Here is a 19,018-nt window from a genome sequence, read left to right as displayed (position 1 = left end):
TCCTCTTTCAGTCTCAGCTCACATGGTTACAAGAATCGTGTGCGAAATTGTTCCCACAGCCCGGGCTGGTCGGCTTGTTGGACCGTGACGACAAGAACAGTGGTGTTGTCATCCCCTCCGGCGCGATTCGCCATCATGATCAATCGATCGGCTTTCCATTCCACGTTGCATTCGTCACGGAGTGCCTGAAGTATCTCTGGAGTTCGGACCCCTCGCGTCAGTCCGTCCGAACAGAGCAAGAGCACATCGCCCGGCATGACCGCCATTTCGCCGAGCTCTACCTCTACGGCACTCTCGACTCCGAGCGCGCGCGTGACGATGTTCTTCCGTGATGACTGCTCTGCCTCTTCTTCCGTCAGAACGCCGTTCAGGACTTGGTCAGCGACCCACGAATGATCCGTCGTCAACGCATGAAGGGTGTTTCCGCGGGCGAGGTAGAGCCGGCTGTCCCCGACGTGGGCGATGGAGAGCATCTCGCCGGAAAGATGTGCCGCCACAACCGTGGTGCCCATGCCGACACAGTTCGAATGCGTCCAGGACTCTTGATGAATCGTCTGGTTCGCCAGCCTGATGGCGCTGGCGAGCCGGTTTGTCATTGAAGAGACGGTGGCGTCGTACGGACCGACGAACGGCAGGTCGGATCGACGCACAGTGTCTGCCATGTATGTTTGAATGGTGCCGACGGCCAGGGAACTGGCGATGTCTCCGGCATTTTCCCCACCCATTCCGTCACAGACGACGTACAGCCCGAGGTCATGATTCGCGCAGAAGCGATCTTCGTTGCGATGGCGCTTAAGCCCGATGTCGGTTCTCGCGCAGTGGAGGATCTCGATCGGCATGAAGAACCTTTCTCAAGCAGCCAGGCTCTGAAGGCACGCGCGGAGATCTTGGGCCAACTCTCCGGCCCTGCGGTATCGTTGCGGCAATTCTTTCTGTAGTGCTCGATCGAGGATCTCCTGCACTATGGGGGAGAGATCATTCCGAAACGAATGAATGGCGGGATGGGGATTGTGGGTAATGGTGAAGAGCAGGGCTGATAAATTGTCCGCCGTGAACGGCGGCTGTCCTGCGAGAAGCTCGAACAGGACGATTCCCAGCGAGAAGATGTCGGACCGTCCGTCGACCTTCTTCCCGGCGATCTGCTCCGGCGACATGTAGGTCGGTGTTCCGAGCACGATGTCAGTTTGGGTCTTGTTACTCGAGGCCATCTTGGCAATGCCGAAATCCATCACCTTCACGGTTTGGTCTTTTGTGATCATGATGTTGGCCGGCTTGATGTCTCGATGGACAACACCTTGCTGATGAGCATAATCAAGGGCATCAGCGACGGTTGCGAGTATCGAGACGACGTCCCTCGGGGGGAGCAGGTTTGGTTTCCGGGCATATTGTTTCAGAGGGATTCCCTCGAGCAGTTCCATCGCAATGAAGGCGAGGTTCTGTTCTTCCCCGGCGTCATAGATCGTGACGATGTTGGGGTGAGACATGCGTCCGGTCGATTCAGCTTCACGGAAAAATCGGGCTTTGAAATCCCGCAGTTTCTGATCGTCATCGATTTCGTCGAGCTTCATGGTTTTAATGGCGACAAATCGTTGGATTTTTGGATCTTTTCCCAGATACACCACCCCCATTGCGCCGCGCCCGAGTTCCTTCAAGACTTTGTACCGTCCGAGCATTGCCGGAGTCTGACCATTGGTGGCCAACGGTACCGGTTTACTCGTCGGTTCGGTTCGTGTCGTCACCGTCTCTTCTAAGTCAGCCAATTCTTGGTCGGTTCGGATGACCGTACGAGAATGAACCGGGGAGGACCAGACTGCCCGCAGAGCCTGGAGATGAAGCATCCAGGCCAACGTAAACCAGCAGCCGGCAACCAAGAGACTGATCGCATAACCCCATGCATACCGAGTGCTGCCGATCTGTTCCACAAAGGGGAGCCCGACGGTCTTCATTGCCTTGTTCGTAAAGATTACTGTCAGAAGAGCTGTGATCGGGAGAATGAGGCTGCGGAAAAAACCCAACCCGCGGCCGTTATCGGGAATTTCCCGGAAGGCGGCGGCAGCCATCAGCCAAAGGAGTATGAGAGCGACGCCATCGGCGACTAACCGGACAACGTTGGGACCGCTTAGTTGAAGAGAGTTGATCGACAGCGCCTGAACAAGGGAGAGACTACTGAGCAGGGGGCCGGCGACGAGCGCCGCTAAGATGGCAAAACTATACGGACCGATCCAGTTCCAGCGTGTCGACATGATCGCGATCAGGGTTCCGATGGATGTGTCAAAGTCTAGCGGATGGCAGCAGAGAGTCAACGAATAGGCGAAAACATGCGAGCACGGTAGGATCGATTAAGAGCAGGGAGAAGCAACGATCACGACCGCGTTGCCGCTTCCTTCAAGGGAGCGAGCAACTGTTCTGGAACTTTTAGACTTCCACGACCTACCCCTACCTCGATGTCAGGTTTGGTCAGCCCATGGAAGTCGCTTCCTCCTGTGACCAATAGGTCGAACTGTTTGGCAAGTTCGAGGAACCGCATGGTCTGCTGTTGCGTATGGGTGCTGTAATGGACTTCGATACCGCCGAGCCCATTGTCTTTGAGGGCTCGGACGAATGCAGGCAAGGCGGTATCAGATTCTTTCACCCAGGTAGGATGGGCCAACACTGCGACGCCCTGTGCCTCCTTGATCCAGCTAATGGCTTCAGCTGGGCTCGGTAACTCACGTGCAACATACCCCGGTCGGCCTTCTGCAAGATAGCGGTCGAAGGCTTCTTTAGCAGAGGTTACGTATCCTTTCTCCATCAAGACTCGGGCAATATGCGGCCGGCCGACAGATTCTGTTCCTGCCAAGGCCCTGACTTCGTCATAGGTGAGCTCCAGCCCCATCGCCTGGAGCCGTTCGACGATGAGTGGGTTGCGACGGTGCCGGCTGGCACGCAGCACGGCTAAGCGGCTCTGGAGCTTTTCATCCCGCCAGTTGAGGCAATAGCCAAGAATATGAAGCTCGCCTTTACCGTCAAAGGAGCTGATTTCCACGCCGGGAAGTACCTCGATTCCGAGTTGAGTCCCTACCGCCATCGCTTCGGGGAGACCGTCCATGATGTCGTGGTCCGTGATCGCCAGTGCCGAGACCCCCGCTTTCTGGGCGAGGGTAAGAACATCGGCTGGTCGCAGGCTCCCGTCAGAGTGCGTGGTATGGAGATGGAGGTCAATGCAGCCCATGAGACCGCTCTGCAAGTCCGGATTTTTTCGCGACGAGCTGCGCCGTGAAGGCAGGAACCAGACCGTGATCACCGTTGTGCTCGCCCTCATCGTAGGAGAGGACCCGAAGATCCGACGTGAGACGGAGGAGTTCGTTCTGCGCTAGGCAGAACTCCCACCGCCGGGGATGATGATGCCGGAAATAATTCTCAATGGAAAACGTTTCGTAGATCAGGACGCCATTCGGCTTCAATGCCTCTATCAGCCACGGAAAGAGTGGCCGGTGAAGGTAGAAGAACACCAAGATGACGTCATAGGTGCTCTTGGGGAATTCCGGTCGGTCGTCGGTGGATCGCTCCAGATCGACGGTCTGCACGCTCAAGCCCGGCAAATTCTGTTGTTTCGCCATTGCAGCAAGATTGGCCAATCGCTGCTCATCGCGGTCGAGCGCATCGACTTGGAAACCATGTGAAGCCAAATACAAGGCATTGCGGCCGGAGCCTGCCGCGACATCAAGTGCCCGGCCCTTTGGCAACCAGTGCAGTTGTTGGGTGAGGAAGCGAGCGGCTGTTGCATCGGGGAGATGCAGGGGGTGAGCCATGCGGGTTCGGTCCATCTGCACTCCTACGGATCCGGTGCTATAGAGAAGCGGCGGGGCGAGTTTCCGGAGCCAGAGCTTCACCCGATCAACAGGAAATTCGGTGAACAGCATCGTGAGAATGTGCTCGCCGAGGGTTTCGAGGAGTATACATACTTGAGTCGTACCCAACTCAACGATCCGTTCAATAACTTGAGCATAATCGACGACATCCTGAACATTGTCCGGCACATGACCTGGTTCCACCTCACACTCAAGCTCCAAATCGATAGCCAGTGGTTGCGGCCGATGGCGTTCTTCTGCCGTTACTCCACAACATCCTTGAAATTCAAGCCGTTCGATGATGATCTGACGAGCCATGTCGCCATTCTCCAGGATTGAAATTTCGACTGTCAAGCAGTCCGTTAGGAGGACCCGAGCTTGACTCGCTGTTTAAGAGCCACCTATAATCTGATCGGGTTTCTCTGCAACTGCCTGATTCATTGAGGAAAATGGCTGAGTTCACGCACTTCAACGAAGCGGGTCGTGCTCGGATGGTCGATGTCAGCGCGAAGGATGCAACCGAGCGGGTTGCCACGGCGCAGGCAAAGGTTCTCCTCCAGCCGGAAACTCTTGAAAAGATCCAACGCGGCAAGATTGCAAAAGGCGATGTCTTGTCGGTCGCTCAGGTTGCCGGGGTCATGGGGGCAAAAAAGACCCCGGATCTCGTTCCCATGTGTCATCCCATTCTCCTCACCAGTGTGGACATCTCCTTCAAAGAAGAGACGCAGCCGGATCGAGAAGGCCGTTGCTCGATCACGATCACGGCGACAGTCAAGACGACCGGACCCACCGGCGTGGAAATGGAAGCCCTGACTGCTGCGTCGGTGGCGGCGCTTACAATCTACGACATGTGCAAGGCAATTGATCGGGGCATGAGCTTCAGTGAAGTGTGTTTGCTTTCCAAATCCGGAGGCAGGTCCGGTACGTTTACTAGGGCCTAGGGTCCGATCGATTGCCTTATTGGAAAGGCGCTATCGTGGTCACAGTCCGGCTTTTCGGGATGACGAAGGCGTTGGCGGGAAATCAAGGCGCATTGTCCTTGAACCTCCTGAATGGGCGACGGGTGAAAGACCTTGTGAGCATGATCGAGACTGGATATCCGGCGATCGGGGAACTGATCCTTAAGAAAAAAATTCTCCTATCGGTAAACCAGGAAATCGCGCACGAGGACACGACGATTCACGATGGCGACGAGGTAGCGCTCCTGCCGCCGTTCGCAGGGGGATGTCCCATGGATCAGGTCCATGACGATGCTGAGTTCGTCCGGGTGCAGCGGGAGGATTTCTCTGTGGACAAGGAGATCGACCGCGTCCGAAGCCGGTCGAAGCGGATCGGCGGGATCTCGATCTTTCTCGGGACGGCGCGAGATCGATCGAAAGGCCGGGATGTGGACAGTATCACCTTCGAACATTACGAAGGCATGGCGCAGAAAAAGCTTCGAGAAATTCGTGAACGGGCGCTCAAAGATTTCGACGTGCTTGAAGTGCTGATTCTCCACCGTTACGGAGAAATCGGGATCGGCGAGAATATTGTGCTGATCGTGGTCGGGGCCGAGCATCGAGCCGAAGCGTTTCGGGCATGCAAATGGACGATCGACGAGTTGAAGCAGATCACCCCAATCTGGAAGTTGGAACACACACCTGAGGGGGAGGTCTGGGTCGAGGAGCATCCCTGATGTGCTGAGATGTCGCTCGTGAAGCGTAATTCGTTTATGAACAGCCATGCAATCAATGAGTAACCAATCAGCGGTCGATCCTTCCTTCCTCCCCGCTACTGATATGTTCGGCCGGCCGCTCAAGAGTCTACGCCTCTCCGTGACGGACCGATGCAATCTGCGCTGTCAGTACTGTATGCCGGAGGAGGAGTATGTCTGGCTGCCGCGGGAAGATGTACTCACGTTTGAGGAGATGGCCACGTTAACGGACTATTTTACGGATGTGGGCGTGGATCGGGTTCGCTTGACGGGCGGGGAACCGCTGCTCCGGCGCGACCTCCCACGATTGGTTCGGCTCCTGATGCAAAACCGGAAGATTATGGACATTGCGTTGACCACAAACGGAATCCTTCTTGCCGATCAAGCCCAGGACTTGTATGACGCAGGATTGCATCGTATCACCGTGAGTTTGGACACGTTGCGCCCTGAGAGATTTCGTCAGCTGACGCGTCGCGATGAATATGCCCGCGTATTGGAGGGCATCGAGTCGGTTGGTCGCGTTGGGTTTACGGGATTGAAGCTCGATACCGTTGCCATTCACGGGTTCAATGACGACGAACTCGTTCAACTCATCGAATTCGCCAAGCATTATCGGGCAGAAATACGGTTTATCGAGTATATGGATGTCGGTGGGGCCAATGACTGGTCGCTCGATAAGGTCTTATCGCGCGCTGCGATGCTGCAGATTCTCGGCAAGCATTACGGCCACATCGAACCTCTGCCGGAACGTGGCTCCGCTCCGGCTCAACGGTTTCAACTCCCCGACGGAACCGTATTCGGCATCATTCCGTCAACAACGACCCCGTTCTGTTCGACATGCGACCGAAGCCGCGTGACGGCAGACGGGATGTGGTATCTCTGCCTCTATGCTACGGTCGGCACTGATCTCAGAAAACCGTTACGGGCCGGGGTCTCGCCTGAGGACATGCGGGCGATCATCAGGGCGGGATGGGAAGGTCGCCGCGATCGAGGCGCCGAAGCACGCAAGGCCCTGGAACCGGTTGGGCTACGGGATGGTGGCTTGATCGGGATCGATCGGCTTCGCGAAGATCCGCACCTCGAAATGCACGCACGAGGGGGGTGACGTGCGGGGGCTCCTTTCGAGGAATCAATCCGCTCCTTACCGAACCGTGTTTGTTCATGTCTGATACAGAAATAGTGACCATTCTCGGATTAGGCTTTGTGCTCGGGCTTAGGCACGCGCTCGATACAGACCATATCGCGGCAGTTTCGACAATCCTTGCACGGAGGCCCTCCATGCGGGCGTCCGGCATCATTGGGTTCAGTTGGGGACTCGGGCACACACTTATCCTGCTGCTGGTCGGGGCCGTCGTGCTGGCGTTGCGGGTTGAGATTCCTGAGTTCCTTGCCCGCACAGCCGAGTTCGGAGTCGGCGTGATGCTGTTCGTTCTAGGGTCCGTGCTTGCTTTCAAGCTTTCCAAAGAGCGATGGCATTTCCATCAGCACGAACACGATGGTGAACAACATCTCCACCTGCATAGTCACCACCTCAATGCCGATCACCGTCATCCGCATTGGTTGCGAGATTCCATCCAGCCGCTCTGTATCGGCATGATCCATGGTCTCGCCGGGTCGGCGGCGTTGTTGCTTGTGGTGCTTGCCACAGCCAAGAGCATGACAGCCGGGATGCTCTATATAGCCGTCTTCGGAGTGGGGTCCATTCTCGGCATGATGCTCATCGGCCTCGCAATCTCGGTCCCGGTCTTGTGGTCTCTGTCTGTCGGACGACAGGTCTTCTTCGCAGTGCAAGGGCTGGCTAGTCTCAGCAGTATCGGGCTCGGCATCGCCATTATGATGCAGATTGTTTCTGGCAACCATCTGCTGTGACGAAGCCAGGCATGGTCTGTTCTCGGAAATCCTCGTGCGTCCTCAAGGACGGTATGTTATTCTCCACAGCGTGGGCAAGCTGAGTGTAGAACAGAACGTCCCTGTGAAGGAATGTCGGTCGATTGTTGACGGTTAAGTGAGAGGAAAGGACGATGGCCTGGTTCAAGAAGCAAAAAGGCACTGAGACGGAACCTCCCAAGCGCTCCAAGGTCGCTGAAGGCATGTGGCTGAAGTGCAACCACTGTCGTGAGATCGTCTATCGCAAAGAAGTAGAGCGGAACAATAAAGTTTGTCCGAAGTGCGAGTATCACTTTCCGATTTCAGTGATGGAACGGGTCGCACTGTTAGTCGACCTCGGGACGTTTAAGGAGTGGGACGTGGAACTTGGTCCGCAGGACCCCCTCAATTTCCATGATACGAAACCCTACAAGGATCGTGTGAAGGCCCAACAAGAAAAAACCGGTCGGAAAGATGCGATGGTAATCGGTGAAGGCCACATCAACGGCCGCCGTGTTGTATTGTGCGTGTTCGATTTCGGGTTCATGGGTGGGAGCATGGGATCGGTCGTCGGCGAGAAGATATGTCGTGCCATTGATCGCGCACTCGACGCTAGACTCCCGGTGATTCTGGTTACGGCATCCGGCGGGGCTCGCATGCAAGAGGGAATCTTGTCGTTGATGCAAATGGCGAAAACCTCCGCAGCTGTGGCAAAACTCGGCGAAGCCAAGTTGCCCCTTATATGCTTGTTGGCCGATCCCACGTTCGGTGGAGTGACAGCAAGCATTGCGATGTTGGGCGACGTCATTATTGCTGAGCCGAAAGCGTTGATCGGATTTGCCGGTCCTCGTGTCATCGAGCAGACGATCAAACAGCAGTTGCCGGATCAGTTCCAGCGCGCCGAGTTTCTGCTGGAACATGGCATGATCGATATGATCGTCGAGCGGAAGCAGCTGAAAGAAACTGTCAGCACCCTCGTCAGTCATTTCTAGTTCCTCGTTCCTCTTCACACAGCATGACTTATTCGGCCGCCATCGCCTACCTCTATAGTTTGCAGAAGCATGGTATCAAGCTGGGACTTGAGACGATGGCGGCACTGATGGCGCGACTGGATTCGCCGCACAGACGGTTTCGCGCGTTACACATAGCAGGGACAAACGGGAAAGGTTCGACCGCGGCCATGACCGCGGCAGTCTTGCAGGCCGGTGGATTCCGGGTCGGGCTCTACACCTCTCCTCATCTTGTGGACTTTCGAGAACGAATTCGCGTGAACGGGACGATGATCGATGAAGGGTGCGTCTCCCACCTCACTCAGCAGATTCGCGATGTGTGCCGGCAAGATCTGTCACCAACCTTTTTCGAATGTACGACGGCGATGGCCTTCCAATACTTTGCCGATTCTTCCATTGATGTGGCCGTTGTGGAGGTCGGGCTCGGTGGACGGTTTGACGCTACGAACATTGTGCAGCCGGCTGCATGTGCCATTACCACCATCGCGCTGGATCACCAGGAATATCTCGGTAAGACTCTGGCGTCGATCGCAGCGGAAAAAGCCGGGATCATTAAATCGAGAATCCCGGTCGTTGTGGGGCGGCTGGACGAGGAAGCCGAGCAGACCATCGAACGGATTGCTAGGGAACGACAGGCTCCATTGCGTCGACTGAACCGTGATTTTCGGACCATTGGGTCGTCGACCAGCTGGTTTGACTATCAGGGTGCCAACAGGTGTCGAGCAGGACTCACCTGCCCATTAGCAGGTCGGCACCAACTGGATAACGCTGCCTCTGCGACGGCCCTGTTAGAGGCCGCTGAGGGGGAGGGATTTCCTGTCTCAGATGACGCAGTTCGAGAGGGGTTGCGTTCGGTCAAATGGGAAGGCCGTCTTGAGATTGTGGAGCGATGTCCAACCGTCGTGCTGGACGGAGCCCACAATCCCGCTGCAGCGGCTGTTTTAGCGGACTCGTTGGGCGAGATGTTGCGGGAGAGACCTCGGGGACGGCTCATTTTGGTGTTCGGAATGATGCGGGATAAGAACCATCGGGGCTTTCTCATGCCGCTCCGACCTCTCGTCGGAGAAGTGGTGGTAACCCAAGCCGATCTTCCTCGATCCGCAACCGTCCCAGAACTCCGCGTTGCGCTGCAGGACTGGCTGCCCTCTTTCCATGAGGCACCGGTACCAGCCGATGCGCTTGCGCTGGCAAAGCGATTGGCTGGCCCGGACGACGTAATCTGCGTGACAGGTTCATTGATGCTCGTGGGAGAGGTAACGGCAATCTACCGCGGTTGTGGGCTTTCACCAGTCCGGGGTTGAGATGGCCGGTGTCCTCGTTCGGATGCGGGGCTATCTTCTGGGCCTGGTGATCGCGGGATTGCTTATTCCAGCTCCGGGATTGGCGGAGCGCACGCAGGTTGCTGTAGGGTCTCCCCCCTCATCTGGGCCGTTGCCGCTGGACGTTCGCGCAGAGCGCATCGATTATTTGCAGAACCAAGAAGTCTATGAGGCCGACGGCACTGTCGTTGTCGATCAAGGCACGCTTCATCTGACGGCTGATCACATCATCATTCAAGCCCTTCCCGGCGTGCTGATTGCGACGGGCCATGTCCACCTCACAGACCCTAAGGCGGACCTCGTCACCGACCGCCTTGAACTGAATGTAAACACCGAAGCGGGTGTTGTGACGAATGGTCAACTCCACGTCCCGGCATCGAATTCATTTGTCACGGGACGTCTACTCCAGCGCTTTTCCGAAGACCACTATCGAGTGAAAGAAGGGACGTTCACCAACTGCGACGCGCAGCAGGGAGAGGTGCCGGCCTGGAGGTTCCAATTCAAGGACCTTGATCTGGAGGCTGGAGATCATGTGGCCTTTACAGGGACGTGGCTCTGTGTAATGGACGTTCCTCTCGTTCCGATCCCTACTATGACCTACCCGCTTTCGAATCGACGCAGCGGTTTCTTGATTCCTCAAATACTATATGACAATCGGTTTGGGTTTAACGCACAAGGTAGCTATTACTGGGCGATTAATCCTAGCCAAGACTTGACCCTCGCACCCTACTATTACTCCAAGCTCGGGTATGGGAGTGAGGCGTCGTATCGTTACATGTTGGATCGGCAGTCGAAAGGACAATGGTATGTGAATTTACTCCAGCAGACGCAACTGCCGAACGTGTCAGGCGTGGATCAGCAAGGTGGAGGAGCGACTCAGACCAGAGCAGTGATTACCGGGAGTCATACTCAACAATTTAATCCGGACTTGTTGTTGCGATTGCAGGCCAATTTCGTGACAGACCCAAACGTCCTCCAGCAGTTGAGCAATTCGGGTGTTCAACGGGCGCTTCCCAGTTTGGAATCGAACCTCTTAGCCAATCAACGGTTCACCACAGGGAATCTGTATCTCTGGAGCAACTACCTACAACCTCTCGAGCAGGGAGGGGTCGATACCTTTCAACGGCTGCCGGAAATCGGATACTCCTTGCCCTATCTGTCACTATTGAACTCTCCTTTGCTATTCGGCGGTGAGACAAGCGCTGTAAACTTCTACCGGACCGAGGGGTTTCAGCAGAATCGTCTTGACCTCGTGCCGGGATTGTCGACCGACGTGATTGATTTCGGTCACATGGTTGGCCTAACGCCTCAAGTAAAATTTCGTGAGGTGTACTATACGAGGGGAGTTGACACTGTGCAGAGTCAGCATCGTGAGACCTTTTGGGCGGCGCTGGATGCCGCTTCGAAATTGAGTCGCCAATTCGGCGCGAGCGAGGGAGGATCCTTTCTCCATACAATCGAGCCGAGCGTGATCTACGAATATGTGCCGCCAACCGATCAATCGCAGATCACGCAGATTGACCAGGTAGATAACCTTCCCAAGAAAAATCTGTTGACCTATTCGCTCCGGAATCGTGTCTTGGAGCAGGACGGTGGTAGCAGTTTCAACTGGCTAGATCTAACTCTAGCGCAGAGTTATCACGTGGGAGGGATTCAAACGCAGGCGACAAACTTTACGCCAGGCGTTCAGCCTCTTGTGGGTACCATAACTCAACCGTTGCAGCCGGCGACTGTGTCAGTCGATGGGAAAAAATTGTCCGATCTCTGGATGCGGGCTGTCATCGGGAATACGTCTCCTCAGTATACTCAAGCCCAGCTAGCGGGCACGGCGCTTACTCGGGGAGGTGGGCCAGCTCCGGGGCAACGGCCTCCCATCAATCAATATCTCGTCCTCGACGGATTTTTGAGTCCCTACACTGGATCGTTCACTCAGTGGAACACCGATCTGCGCGTCCAACAGTCGAATGATTGGTATTTGGAAGTCGGGCAACGATTTACGAATGGTGGCAATCGTGTGCAACGGGGTGACCTGTGGAATCCGATTTCATTCAACCAAGTGTTTGCCCCGACCGGTGAAGTCGAGTTTCTCACGACTGGCGGAGCGTTTCGAACCCCATGGGGTTGGACGATAGGAGCCAAGGCGTATTACAACATCCAGACCGGAACCGTTCCCGAACTGGACATCGTGGGGCTGTATCAAAACCCGTGTAAGTGTTGGTCGCTGGGGATCTACTATCTCCAGTTTCCGGATCGGCAGCAGTATAACTTTATGCTGAACCTGACGGGAATCGGATGGACGGAAAACTTCGGGACGAATGTGTTGAGAAGCATTCTAAGCCCCTTGCTGATCGGTGAGAAAGGATTGCCATGGGCCGCTCCGGGAGGACCGTACGGATTTCCGTTGTCGAGCATTCCGCCGCAAAGTGGGGTAGTCGGCCGATGAGTCGGTTTGAATCGAGCGAGGGTAGGTGCTATAGAGCGATGTCACGATGCTCGCGATGGAGGACCGGTGCTGCGGTCGGCCAGGTCTTCGTCTTTTGCCTGTTAATAGGGTGCGCCTCGGAGGTTAGTTCGGCAGATGTTTCGATAAGAGAGGACGTGGGAGGGGGGAACCTTCAGCGCGCGAAAGTATTTTTGGCTGCAGGAGACTTCCGGCGAGCGATTGAGGCCTGCCAGCGTGATGTTGTCGAGCATCCGTCGGTGGAACGGTATGTCTATCTGACCTATGTCTACCAGGCGCTTGAATCATATGTAGAGTTCCTGGCCAGGACAGACCAATGGGTGCAGGTGGAGCACCTTTATTTAAATCTTGTCTCCAGTCGCCCTGAAGATCTTGTTGACCCACCGGATGTCTTGGCCAGAATCGCGAAGGAAGTGATTCAGTCCGCTGCGCAGAAACAAGCGGATCTCACCGCGGCGATGGCGAGTCGGCTTGATGATGCGCTCGTGAAACGGCTGTGGACGCAGCAGACGGCCTGGAGAAAAGCTCACGCCGAGAGCTGGTGGTTTGGAGTCCCTCCAGAATGGAGGTGGTGACCTCATTTGACTCTCCGGAGATGGCTAGGATACGATGCAGCACCCTTTTAGACGACGAAATTTTTTCGAAGGAGGAGTGGAACGTGGCTGGTGACGCAATCAAGGTCGAGGATACAACCTGGGATGCCGAGGTCATGAAGGCTCCCGAACTGGTGTTGGTGGATTTCTGGGCTGTGTGGTGCGGCCCCTGTCAAATGGTGGCCCCGATCATCGATGAATTAGCCAAGGAGTATGCTGGGAAGGTGAAAGTCCGCAAACTGAATACCGATGAGAATCCTGAAATCGCTGGACGATACCAGGTGATGAGTATTCCGACGATACTCTTTTTCAGAAACGGCCAAGTCGTGGAAAAGCTCGTCGGGGCAAGGCCGAAACGGCAATTCAAGGAAATCATCGATTCGCTGCTTGCGCAACATGCCGGTTCCGCGTAAGGGGCGTCATGATCCGTCGCAATGCTTGCTGAGTTGCGCATCGCCAACTTCGCGCTGATCGAGCAACTCAATCTTCAGTTCCAGCCCGGCTATACGGTTCTGACCGGCGAGACCGGAGCCGGGAAGTCTCTTCTCATCGATGCGATCGGTTTGTTGGTTGGCGGTCGAGCCTCGGCCGATCAAATCCGCTCGGGTGAAGAAGAAGCATTTCTCGAGGCAGCCTTTCAGTTATCTTCGTCACACCCGCTGCTTGACCAGTTGCGGGCAAAAGAACTTGTTGGAGCGAATGGTACGGAGCTGATTCTTCGTCGCATCCTCTCCCGTTCCGGTCGTCACCGCATCTTCGTGAACGGAAGCTTGTGTCCCCTTCGCACGCTGGAAGATCTCGGAGGAACCCTCGTTGATATTCTCGGCCAGCACGAACAACAATCATTGTTGAGCCATGGTGCCCAGCTTGACGCGTTGGATGCCTTTGGGCGAACGCTGGACCTCCATGGGCGCTACCAACAGGCCTTTCGGATATGGAACGATTTGAAGACTCAGGTCGCAGCTTTTCAGGTGGAAGCAACCGATCGTGCCCACCGTGCCGAGTTACTTCAGTTCCAATATCACGAGATTGATCAAGCGGGATTGCAACCAGGGGAGGACGAACTTTTGGAGACTGAGCGTCAACGACTAGTGCACGCCCGTCGATTAGGGGAGTTGGCGCAGACCGCATATGAGGGGCTGCAAGGTGATGAGCAAAGTGCCCTCAGTCACTTGACCAGAGTCGGTCGGGCTCTGTCTGATCTGGTCCATACTGATGTGGCGATGCAGGATTGCCAACAGACGGCGACCGAGGCGATGATCCAGCTCAAGGATCTCGCCGGGCGGCTTCGTGACTACATGAAAAATCTGGAATCCGACCCGAGCCGCCAAACGCTGTTGGAGGATCGTCTCGATCTAATCCATCGGTTAAAAAAGAAGTACGGAGGGTCGATCGCAACGGTCGTAGAATTCGGTGAACGTGTGAAGGGAGAATTGGAGGCCATTGCGACGCACGATGAGACCCTCTCAGGGCTGACCGCGAAATTGGAAGGGGCCCGACAATCCCTGTGGGAGCTAGCACTGCAGCTTTCCAAGAAAAGAGCCGAGGCTGCCAAACGAATGAAAACGCTCGTGAAGGATGAACTGGCCATTTTGAAGATGGACCATGCAATCTTCGACATCGTTGTGACGAGTGCAGAGTCCCTCGAGTCGGCGGGACCGAATGGGCGCGATGGCGTCGAGTTTCTCATCTCAACGAATCGAGGGGAGCCTCTGAAACCCCTGGCTCGTGTGGCTTCCGGGGGGGAACTCTCAAGAGTCATGCTGGCCCTCAAAACGATCTTGGCGGAGATGGACCAGGTGCCGGTCTTGGTTTTCGACGAGATCGATTCTGGTGTTGGTGGTTCCGTCGCTGCGGCGTTGGGAACCAGACTGAGAAGATTGGGCGCATTTCACCAGGTGTTCTGCATCACGCATCTTCCTCAAGTGGCATCCCAGGCTGATCACCATCTCGTGGTGGAAAAAGAGCAGAATCGCAAGCGGACAACAGTGTCCGTAAGGAATCTTAGCGGCATTGGGCGAGAATCTGAGATCGCTCGGATGTTGGGGGGCGAGACTGTCACACAAAAGGTTCGAGCTACGGCAGCTGAGCTTCTGTCCGAAACAAAGCCCAGACGATAATGGAGGTTACGCGTCCGGTTCGGTTGTTGGGGTGGTCGCAATGGCCATCGCGGGGAGAGAAGCCTTGCATTCATCGACCACACGTGTGAAGAGTTCGGTGAGCATCGGATCAAAGAACGTTCCGGCATGCTGAACCATGTTGTGACAAGCACGGTCGACGGTCATGGAAGTGCGCCCGGGAAGTTCTGCCGTAAGATGGTCAAAGGCTTGTGCGAGACACACGATACGAGCCAACACCGGGATACCGTCACCTTGTAGACCATGCGGGTAACCAGACCCATCCCATCGCTCGTGGTGGTAGGACACGATCTGTCCCACTTCGGCAGGAAGGCCAAGGGGAAGAATCATGCGAGCGCCGAGTTCCGGATGCTGGTGATTGCTTGTGGTCTCTCCGGCTGGGGATATTTCGTCGTCGGCGAACCGGTACGATTCTGATACGATTTTCCCGATGTCATGAAGAAAGGCCCCGAGAGCGAGTGACTTTTGCTCCGCCATGGTGAGATTCATCCGGTTGGCCAACAGCGTTGCGTAGAAGCTCACGCGGCTACAGTGGTTGAGCAGTTGGCGATCCTTGGCTTCCAGCAAATCTGAAAGCATCGGAAGGACATCCGACGTCTCGCCCGTGCTTCCCGGGTCGGCAGATCTCTTACTCCCAATACGATAGTAGCCCGCCATCAATTCTTTCCACGCTTTAGCGCTCTCTTGCTCAGATCCCCAGAGGGTAGGTTTGGTATTCAAGAAGTTTCGCAGGAAATCAAGGCGCTGCTTTTTTTCTAAGGTCTGGTTGACGAGGGTGATAAGTTCCGTCACGTTGAACGGTTTGAGGAGGTACCCGGCTGCACCGTGCCGGATGCCTTCCATCGCTGATTTTAAGCTGCCGTAACCCGTGATAATGATGACTTCGACGTCTGCGTGGGTATGCTTGATGTCTTGTAAGAGATCCAAACCCTGTCGGTCGGGGAGTTTCTGGTCGAGGGTGATGAGGTCTATCTGGTGCGAGTTAAGTAGGTCGATGGCGGCCTTGGCCGATTCTGCGGCTTGAATATTGAAGAAAGGGCGCAGGATAACTTTAAGGGCATCACGTGGCCCGGCCTCATCGTCAATCACCAGGACGGTCGGCTTCGTCTTCTCTGTGCCTTGCGTGGAGGCAATGTTCATGTAGTGTCCTCTACCCCCAATTACGTATTCTGTCAAGCAATTCCTATTCCGATTCAGTGACTTATGTATCCGACATCAAGCTGGGGTAGGGTTTGTCTGTAAAGCAACTATATGTAGTTTCCACAGACGAAGCTCTACGTACTATTCGAGCAGTTCTGTACCAGCTTCGTGCAAAAAAAGCTCAATCCTCTCAAGAGGCTGTGTTATTCCTGCACTGGCGGAGGCTGGGGTTCGCCGCTGACTTCGTTGTCGGGTCGGCCAATGCCGAGTGTGTCCATTCGGTATTTTAGCATCCGGCGGCTAATTCCCAAGAGGTTGGCAGCATGGGTCTGTACATAGTTGGTTCGTTTAAGAGCGTCCAAGATAATCTCGCGCTCGAACTCCATCACGGCTTTTTCGAGGGAAAGTCGCCCCGCAAGCGTGTCGTCGCGGAGAGAAGACGAGCGGGTATCATTTCGGAGAATATTCGGAAGGTGTTCTGGTGTGACGGAGGCAGATCCTTTTGACCAAATAAACGCCTGTTCGATGATGTTCTCCATTTCTCTCACATTGCCTGGCCAGGGATAGCGACTCAAGAGCTCCATGGCCTCCTTGGTAAACTCTTGGTGAGGGCGACCGTCTTCTTCGACGCGTTTAGCGAGAAAGTGCTTGGCCAGGAGGGGAATGTCCTCGCCACGCTCGCGCAAGGGCGGTAGGTAGAGGGAAATGACGTTGATCCGGTAATACAAGTCTTCCCGGAATTGATTTTTCCTGACCAGTTCCTCAATGTTCTTGTTGGTCGCGGCGATGATACGCACGTCAACTTTAATGGCTTGGACGCCGCCAATTCTCGTAAATTCTCGTTCCTGCAACACGCGCAACAACTTTGCCTGCGTCATAGGGCTGAGGTCGCCGATCTCATCAAGAAACAGCGTCCCGTTGTTTGCAAGCTCAAACTGGCCGACGCGGCGGGCCGTTGCGTCCGTAAAGGAGCCCTTCTCGTGGCCGAATAACTCCGACTCGATGAGCGTTTCCGGAAGAGCGGCACAATTCAACGCCACGAATGGACGGTCGCGCCGTGAACTGTTGTAGTGGAGTGCCTTGGCGACTAATTCTTTCCCTGTTCCGCTATCGCCTGTGATGAGAACCGTGGTTCGGCTGTCTGCAACTTGCTCAATCTTGCCATAGATGTCCTGCATGGCAGGACTTTTACCGATCAGGTTGTGGAACGCGTATCGCTGGACGACCTGCGCACGAAGTTGCTTGACCTCCCGTTCCAGTTCTTGGGAATTGAGTGCCTTGTCAACGACAATCCGAAGCTCCTCGACCTCGAATGGCTTGGAGAGATAGTCAGCGGCGCCAAGCTTCATCGCGTCAACGGCAGTCTTCACAGACTTCGTTCCCGTCAGCATGATGACGGGCGTCGAGCGATCCTCGGTCCGCAGTGTTTGCAGGATTGCAAGACCATCCGTTCCCGGTAGGATAACGTCAAGGAGAACCAAATGAGGTGCCTCCTTACGGAACACTTCGAGACCTTCCTGTGCATCGCCTGCCTGGAACACCTCATACGTCGGCTCTAAGACCATTTTGAGTGAAGCCCTGATACGAGGTTCATCGTCGATGAGGAGTACGCGTTTCTTTATGGTGGGGTCGACGTCGTGTTTCATGGTTAGGCCGGCAAGGCGGGAAGGTTGACGAAAAAGGTAGTGCCTACGTCGACCGTACTCTTGACCTGAATTTCGCCCCGGTGTTCCTGAATAATTTGATGAACGATCGTCAAACCCAGTCCTGTGCCCTCGTGCTCACCACTTTCATGTTTTGTGGTAAAAAACGGATCAAAGATATGTTCAAGCGTGCCTTCCGGGATACCGTGGCCCGTGTCCTCTATCTCGATCTGAGCCCAGATCTTTCCTCCTGGTTTCATAAGCTTGTGTGTCCGAACATGCAACCGCCCTCCCCGCTCACCCATAGCATCCATGGCGTTCAGGAGCAGGTTTAACAGAACTTGCTTGACTTGCTGACGGTCCAGCATGACACGAGGTAAGTCAGACGCCAACTCTTTTTCAATCTTTATCCCCAGCCGTTCGGCCTTTACGTCGACGAAGTACAGGCAGGAGGAAACGATCTCATTGATGTCCTCATCCGTCAACTTCGGTTCCATATATCGGGCATAGTCCAGGATTTCTTGGATCAACCGCTCAATCCTGTACACATCGTCAATCACCACTTTGCTGAATTCCCTAATAAAATCAGCATCATCCTTTCGTTCAGGGGCCAGCTGGATAAACGTTTTGATAGAAGTTAAGGGGTTGCGGATTTCGTGGGCGAACCCGCCGGCAATGGTCTCGAGAGACTTCAGGCGGTCTGTTCGTTTCATCAAGGTTTGGGAGCGGTGGAGGTCTTCATAGAGCATGATGTTGTCCAGCGCATTTGCCGCAATCTGGGCGAGGGAGGTGAGCACAAGCTGGGATTCCTTGTCGACCATGTCGGACATATGACTTTTCCCCAGGATCGAATAGGCAATGAGGCGGCCTTTGTTGAAGTGTGGAATGGCGCAGGCGGCTTGAAACGATTCCATCATTGGTCGAATCGTCGAGTTGGAATCGCTGTAACGACGCTTCGTAGGAATATCTTTTTGGATGAAGATTCGGCGAATTTGAGTCAAATGATGGGGCAAGGGATGATCGGCTGGCAGGCTCGTGGGAAATGCCGAATTGGCTACGGGGCCAATCGTGCTCATCCGCCGATACCGGTCCCGTTCACGATCTAAAACGAACAGAGCACCATGCGAGCTGGATCCCGCGGTGCAAAGTGTCTGCAGAATCCGATCGCTCAAGGCACGAAGGTCTGTCATTGCCCCAAGATCGGAGGAAAACCGAGTGAGTAACTCGAGGATATTCAAGGAAACCGGAACCGGAGAACGATCGATGTTGGGTCGTCGTGCTGTCATAGGGCGGATGCGCATCGGGCTACCGACGTGTGGCTCCAG

17 protein-coding genes are annotated in these 19,018 nt (G+C 55.2%); 10 read left to right on the top strand and 7 right to left on the bottom strand.

Features of this window, described 5'->3' with window-relative positions:
• Window positions 1-26: 26 nt before the first annotated feature.
• From VEI50_01545 to VEI50_01530, 4 genes are all read right to left on the bottom strand, one after another.
• A complete protein-coding gene (locus VEI50_01545; protein HXX73796.1) occupies window positions 27-839 on the bottom strand; it encodes a Stp1/IreP family PP2C-type Ser/Thr phosphatase in 813 nt (270 codons plus the stop codon).
• A 12-nt stretch (window positions 840-851) separates the two neighbouring features.
• Window positions 852-2,243: a serine/threonine-protein kinase gene (locus tag VEI50_01540; GenBank protein ID HXX73795.1), complete on the bottom strand. Its 1,392-nt coding sequence runs from the start codon at window positions 2,241-2,243 to the stop codon at window positions 852-854.
• A 119-nt stretch (window positions 2,244-2,362) separates the two neighbouring features.
• The gene (locus tag VEI50_01535) at window positions 2,363-3,211 is read right to left on the bottom strand and encodes a PHP domain-containing protein (GenBank protein ID HXX73794.1); all 849 of its coding nucleotides are present in this window, start codon (window positions 3,209-3,211) and stop codon (window positions 2,363-2,365) included.
• On the bottom strand, window positions 3,198-4,148 hold the full coding sequence (locus tag VEI50_01530; protein HXX73793.1) for a dihydroneopterin aldolase: 951 nt from the start codon (window positions 4,146-4,148) through the stop codon (window positions 3,198-3,200). Before VEI50_01530 ends, VEI50_01535 begins: the two co-directional genes overlap by 14 nt.
• A 131-nt stretch (window positions 4,149-4,279) precedes the next feature.
• Here VEI50_01530 and moaC point away from each other — a divergent pair, with 131 nt between their 5' ends.
• The 10 genes from moaC to recN all read left to right on the top strand — a co-directional run bounded on the left by moaC (window position 4,280) and on the right by recN (window position 14,892).
• Window positions 4,280-4,771, top strand: coding sequence for a cyclic pyranopterin monophosphate synthase MoaC (gene moaC, locus VEI50_01525; GenBank protein HXX73792.1), 492 nt, complete (start codon window positions 4,280-4,282; stop codon window positions 4,769-4,771).
• A gap of 35 nt (window positions 4,772-4,806) precedes the next feature.
• On the top strand, window positions 4,807-5,505 hold the full coding sequence (locus VEI50_01520) for a molybdenum cofactor biosynthesis protein MoaE (protein ID HXX73791.1): 699 nt from the start codon (window positions 4,807-4,809) through the stop codon (window positions 5,503-5,505).
• Window positions 5,506-5,560: 55 nt separating this feature from the next.
• A complete protein-coding gene (gene moaA, locus VEI50_01515; GenBank protein HXX73790.1) occupies window positions 5,561-6,628 on the top strand; it encodes a GTP 3',8-cyclase MoaA in 1,068 nt (355 codons plus the stop codon).
• Between the two features lie 56 nt (window positions 6,629-6,684).
• Entirely contained in the window at window positions 6,685-7,392 is a 708-nt protein-coding gene (locus VEI50_01510) for a sulfite exporter TauE/SafE family protein (protein ID HXX73789.1), read from the top strand.
• A 152-nt stretch (window positions 7,393-7,544) separates the two neighbouring features.
• On the top strand, window positions 7,545-8,381 hold the full coding sequence (gene accD, locus VEI50_01505) for an acetyl-CoA carboxylase, carboxyltransferase subunit beta (protein ID HXX73788.1): 837 nt from the start codon (window positions 7,545-7,547) through the stop codon (window positions 8,379-8,381).
• A 23-nt stretch (window positions 8,382-8,404) separates the two neighbouring features.
• On the top strand, window positions 8,405-9,700 hold the full coding sequence (locus VEI50_01500) for a folylpolyglutamate synthase/dihydrofolate synthase family protein (GenBank protein HXX73787.1): 1,296 nt from the start codon (window positions 8,405-8,407) through the stop codon (window positions 9,698-9,700).
• A 1-nt stretch (window position 9,701) separates the two neighbouring features.
• Window positions 9,702-12,161, top strand: coding sequence for an LPS assembly protein LptD (gene lptD / locus VEI50_01495; protein ID HXX73786.1), 2,460 nt, complete (start codon window positions 9,702-9,704; stop codon window positions 12,159-12,161).
• Window positions 12,162-12,199: 38 nt separating this feature from the next.
• Complete coding sequence (locus tag VEI50_01490; GenBank protein HXX73785.1) at window positions 12,200-12,754, top strand: hypothetical protein; 555 nt, start codon at window positions 12,200-12,202, stop codon at window positions 12,752-12,754.
• The gene (trxA, locus tag VEI50_01485; GenBank protein ID HXX73784.1) at window positions 12,742-13,185 is read left to right on the top strand and encodes a thioredoxin; all 444 of its coding nucleotides are present in this window, start codon (window positions 12,742-12,744) and stop codon (window positions 13,183-13,185) included. Before VEI50_01490 ends, trxA begins: the two co-directional genes overlap by 13 nt.
• A gap of 21 nt (window positions 13,186-13,206) precedes the next feature.
• Entirely contained in the window at window positions 13,207-14,892 is a 1,686-nt protein-coding gene (gene recN / locus VEI50_01480; GenBank protein HXX73783.1) for a DNA repair protein RecN, read from the top strand.
• Between the two features lie 6 nt (window positions 14,893-14,898).
• Here recN and VEI50_01475 read toward each other — a convergent pair whose 3' ends face one another.
• The 3 genes from VEI50_01475 to VEI50_01465 all read right to left on the bottom strand — a co-directional run bounded on the left by VEI50_01475 (window position 14,899) and on the right by VEI50_01465 (window position 18,979).
• Entirely contained in the window at window positions 14,899-16,050 is a 1,152-nt protein-coding gene (locus VEI50_01475; GenBank protein ID HXX73782.1) for an HD domain-containing phosphohydrolase, read from the bottom strand.
• Window positions 16,051-16,253: 203 nt separating this feature from the next.
• On the bottom strand, window positions 16,254-17,696 hold the full coding sequence (locus VEI50_01470; protein HXX73781.1) for a sigma-54 dependent transcriptional regulator: 1,443 nt from the start codon (window positions 17,694-17,696) through the stop codon (window positions 16,254-16,256).
• A 2-nt stretch (window positions 17,697-17,698) separates the two neighbouring features.
• A complete protein-coding gene (locus tag VEI50_01465; protein HXX73780.1) occupies window positions 17,699-18,979 on the bottom strand; it encodes an ATP-binding protein in 1,281 nt (426 codons plus the stop codon).
• Window positions 18,980-19,018 lie beyond the last annotated feature (39 nt).

It is taken from the genome of Nitrospiraceae bacterium (assembly GCA_035623075.1).
Lineage (GTDB): Bacteria > Nitrospirota > Nitrospiria > Nitrospirales > Nitrospiraceae > DASPUC01.
Note: the sequence above shows the minus strand (reverse complement) of the source record. Positions and strands in the feature narration are given on the sequence as shown.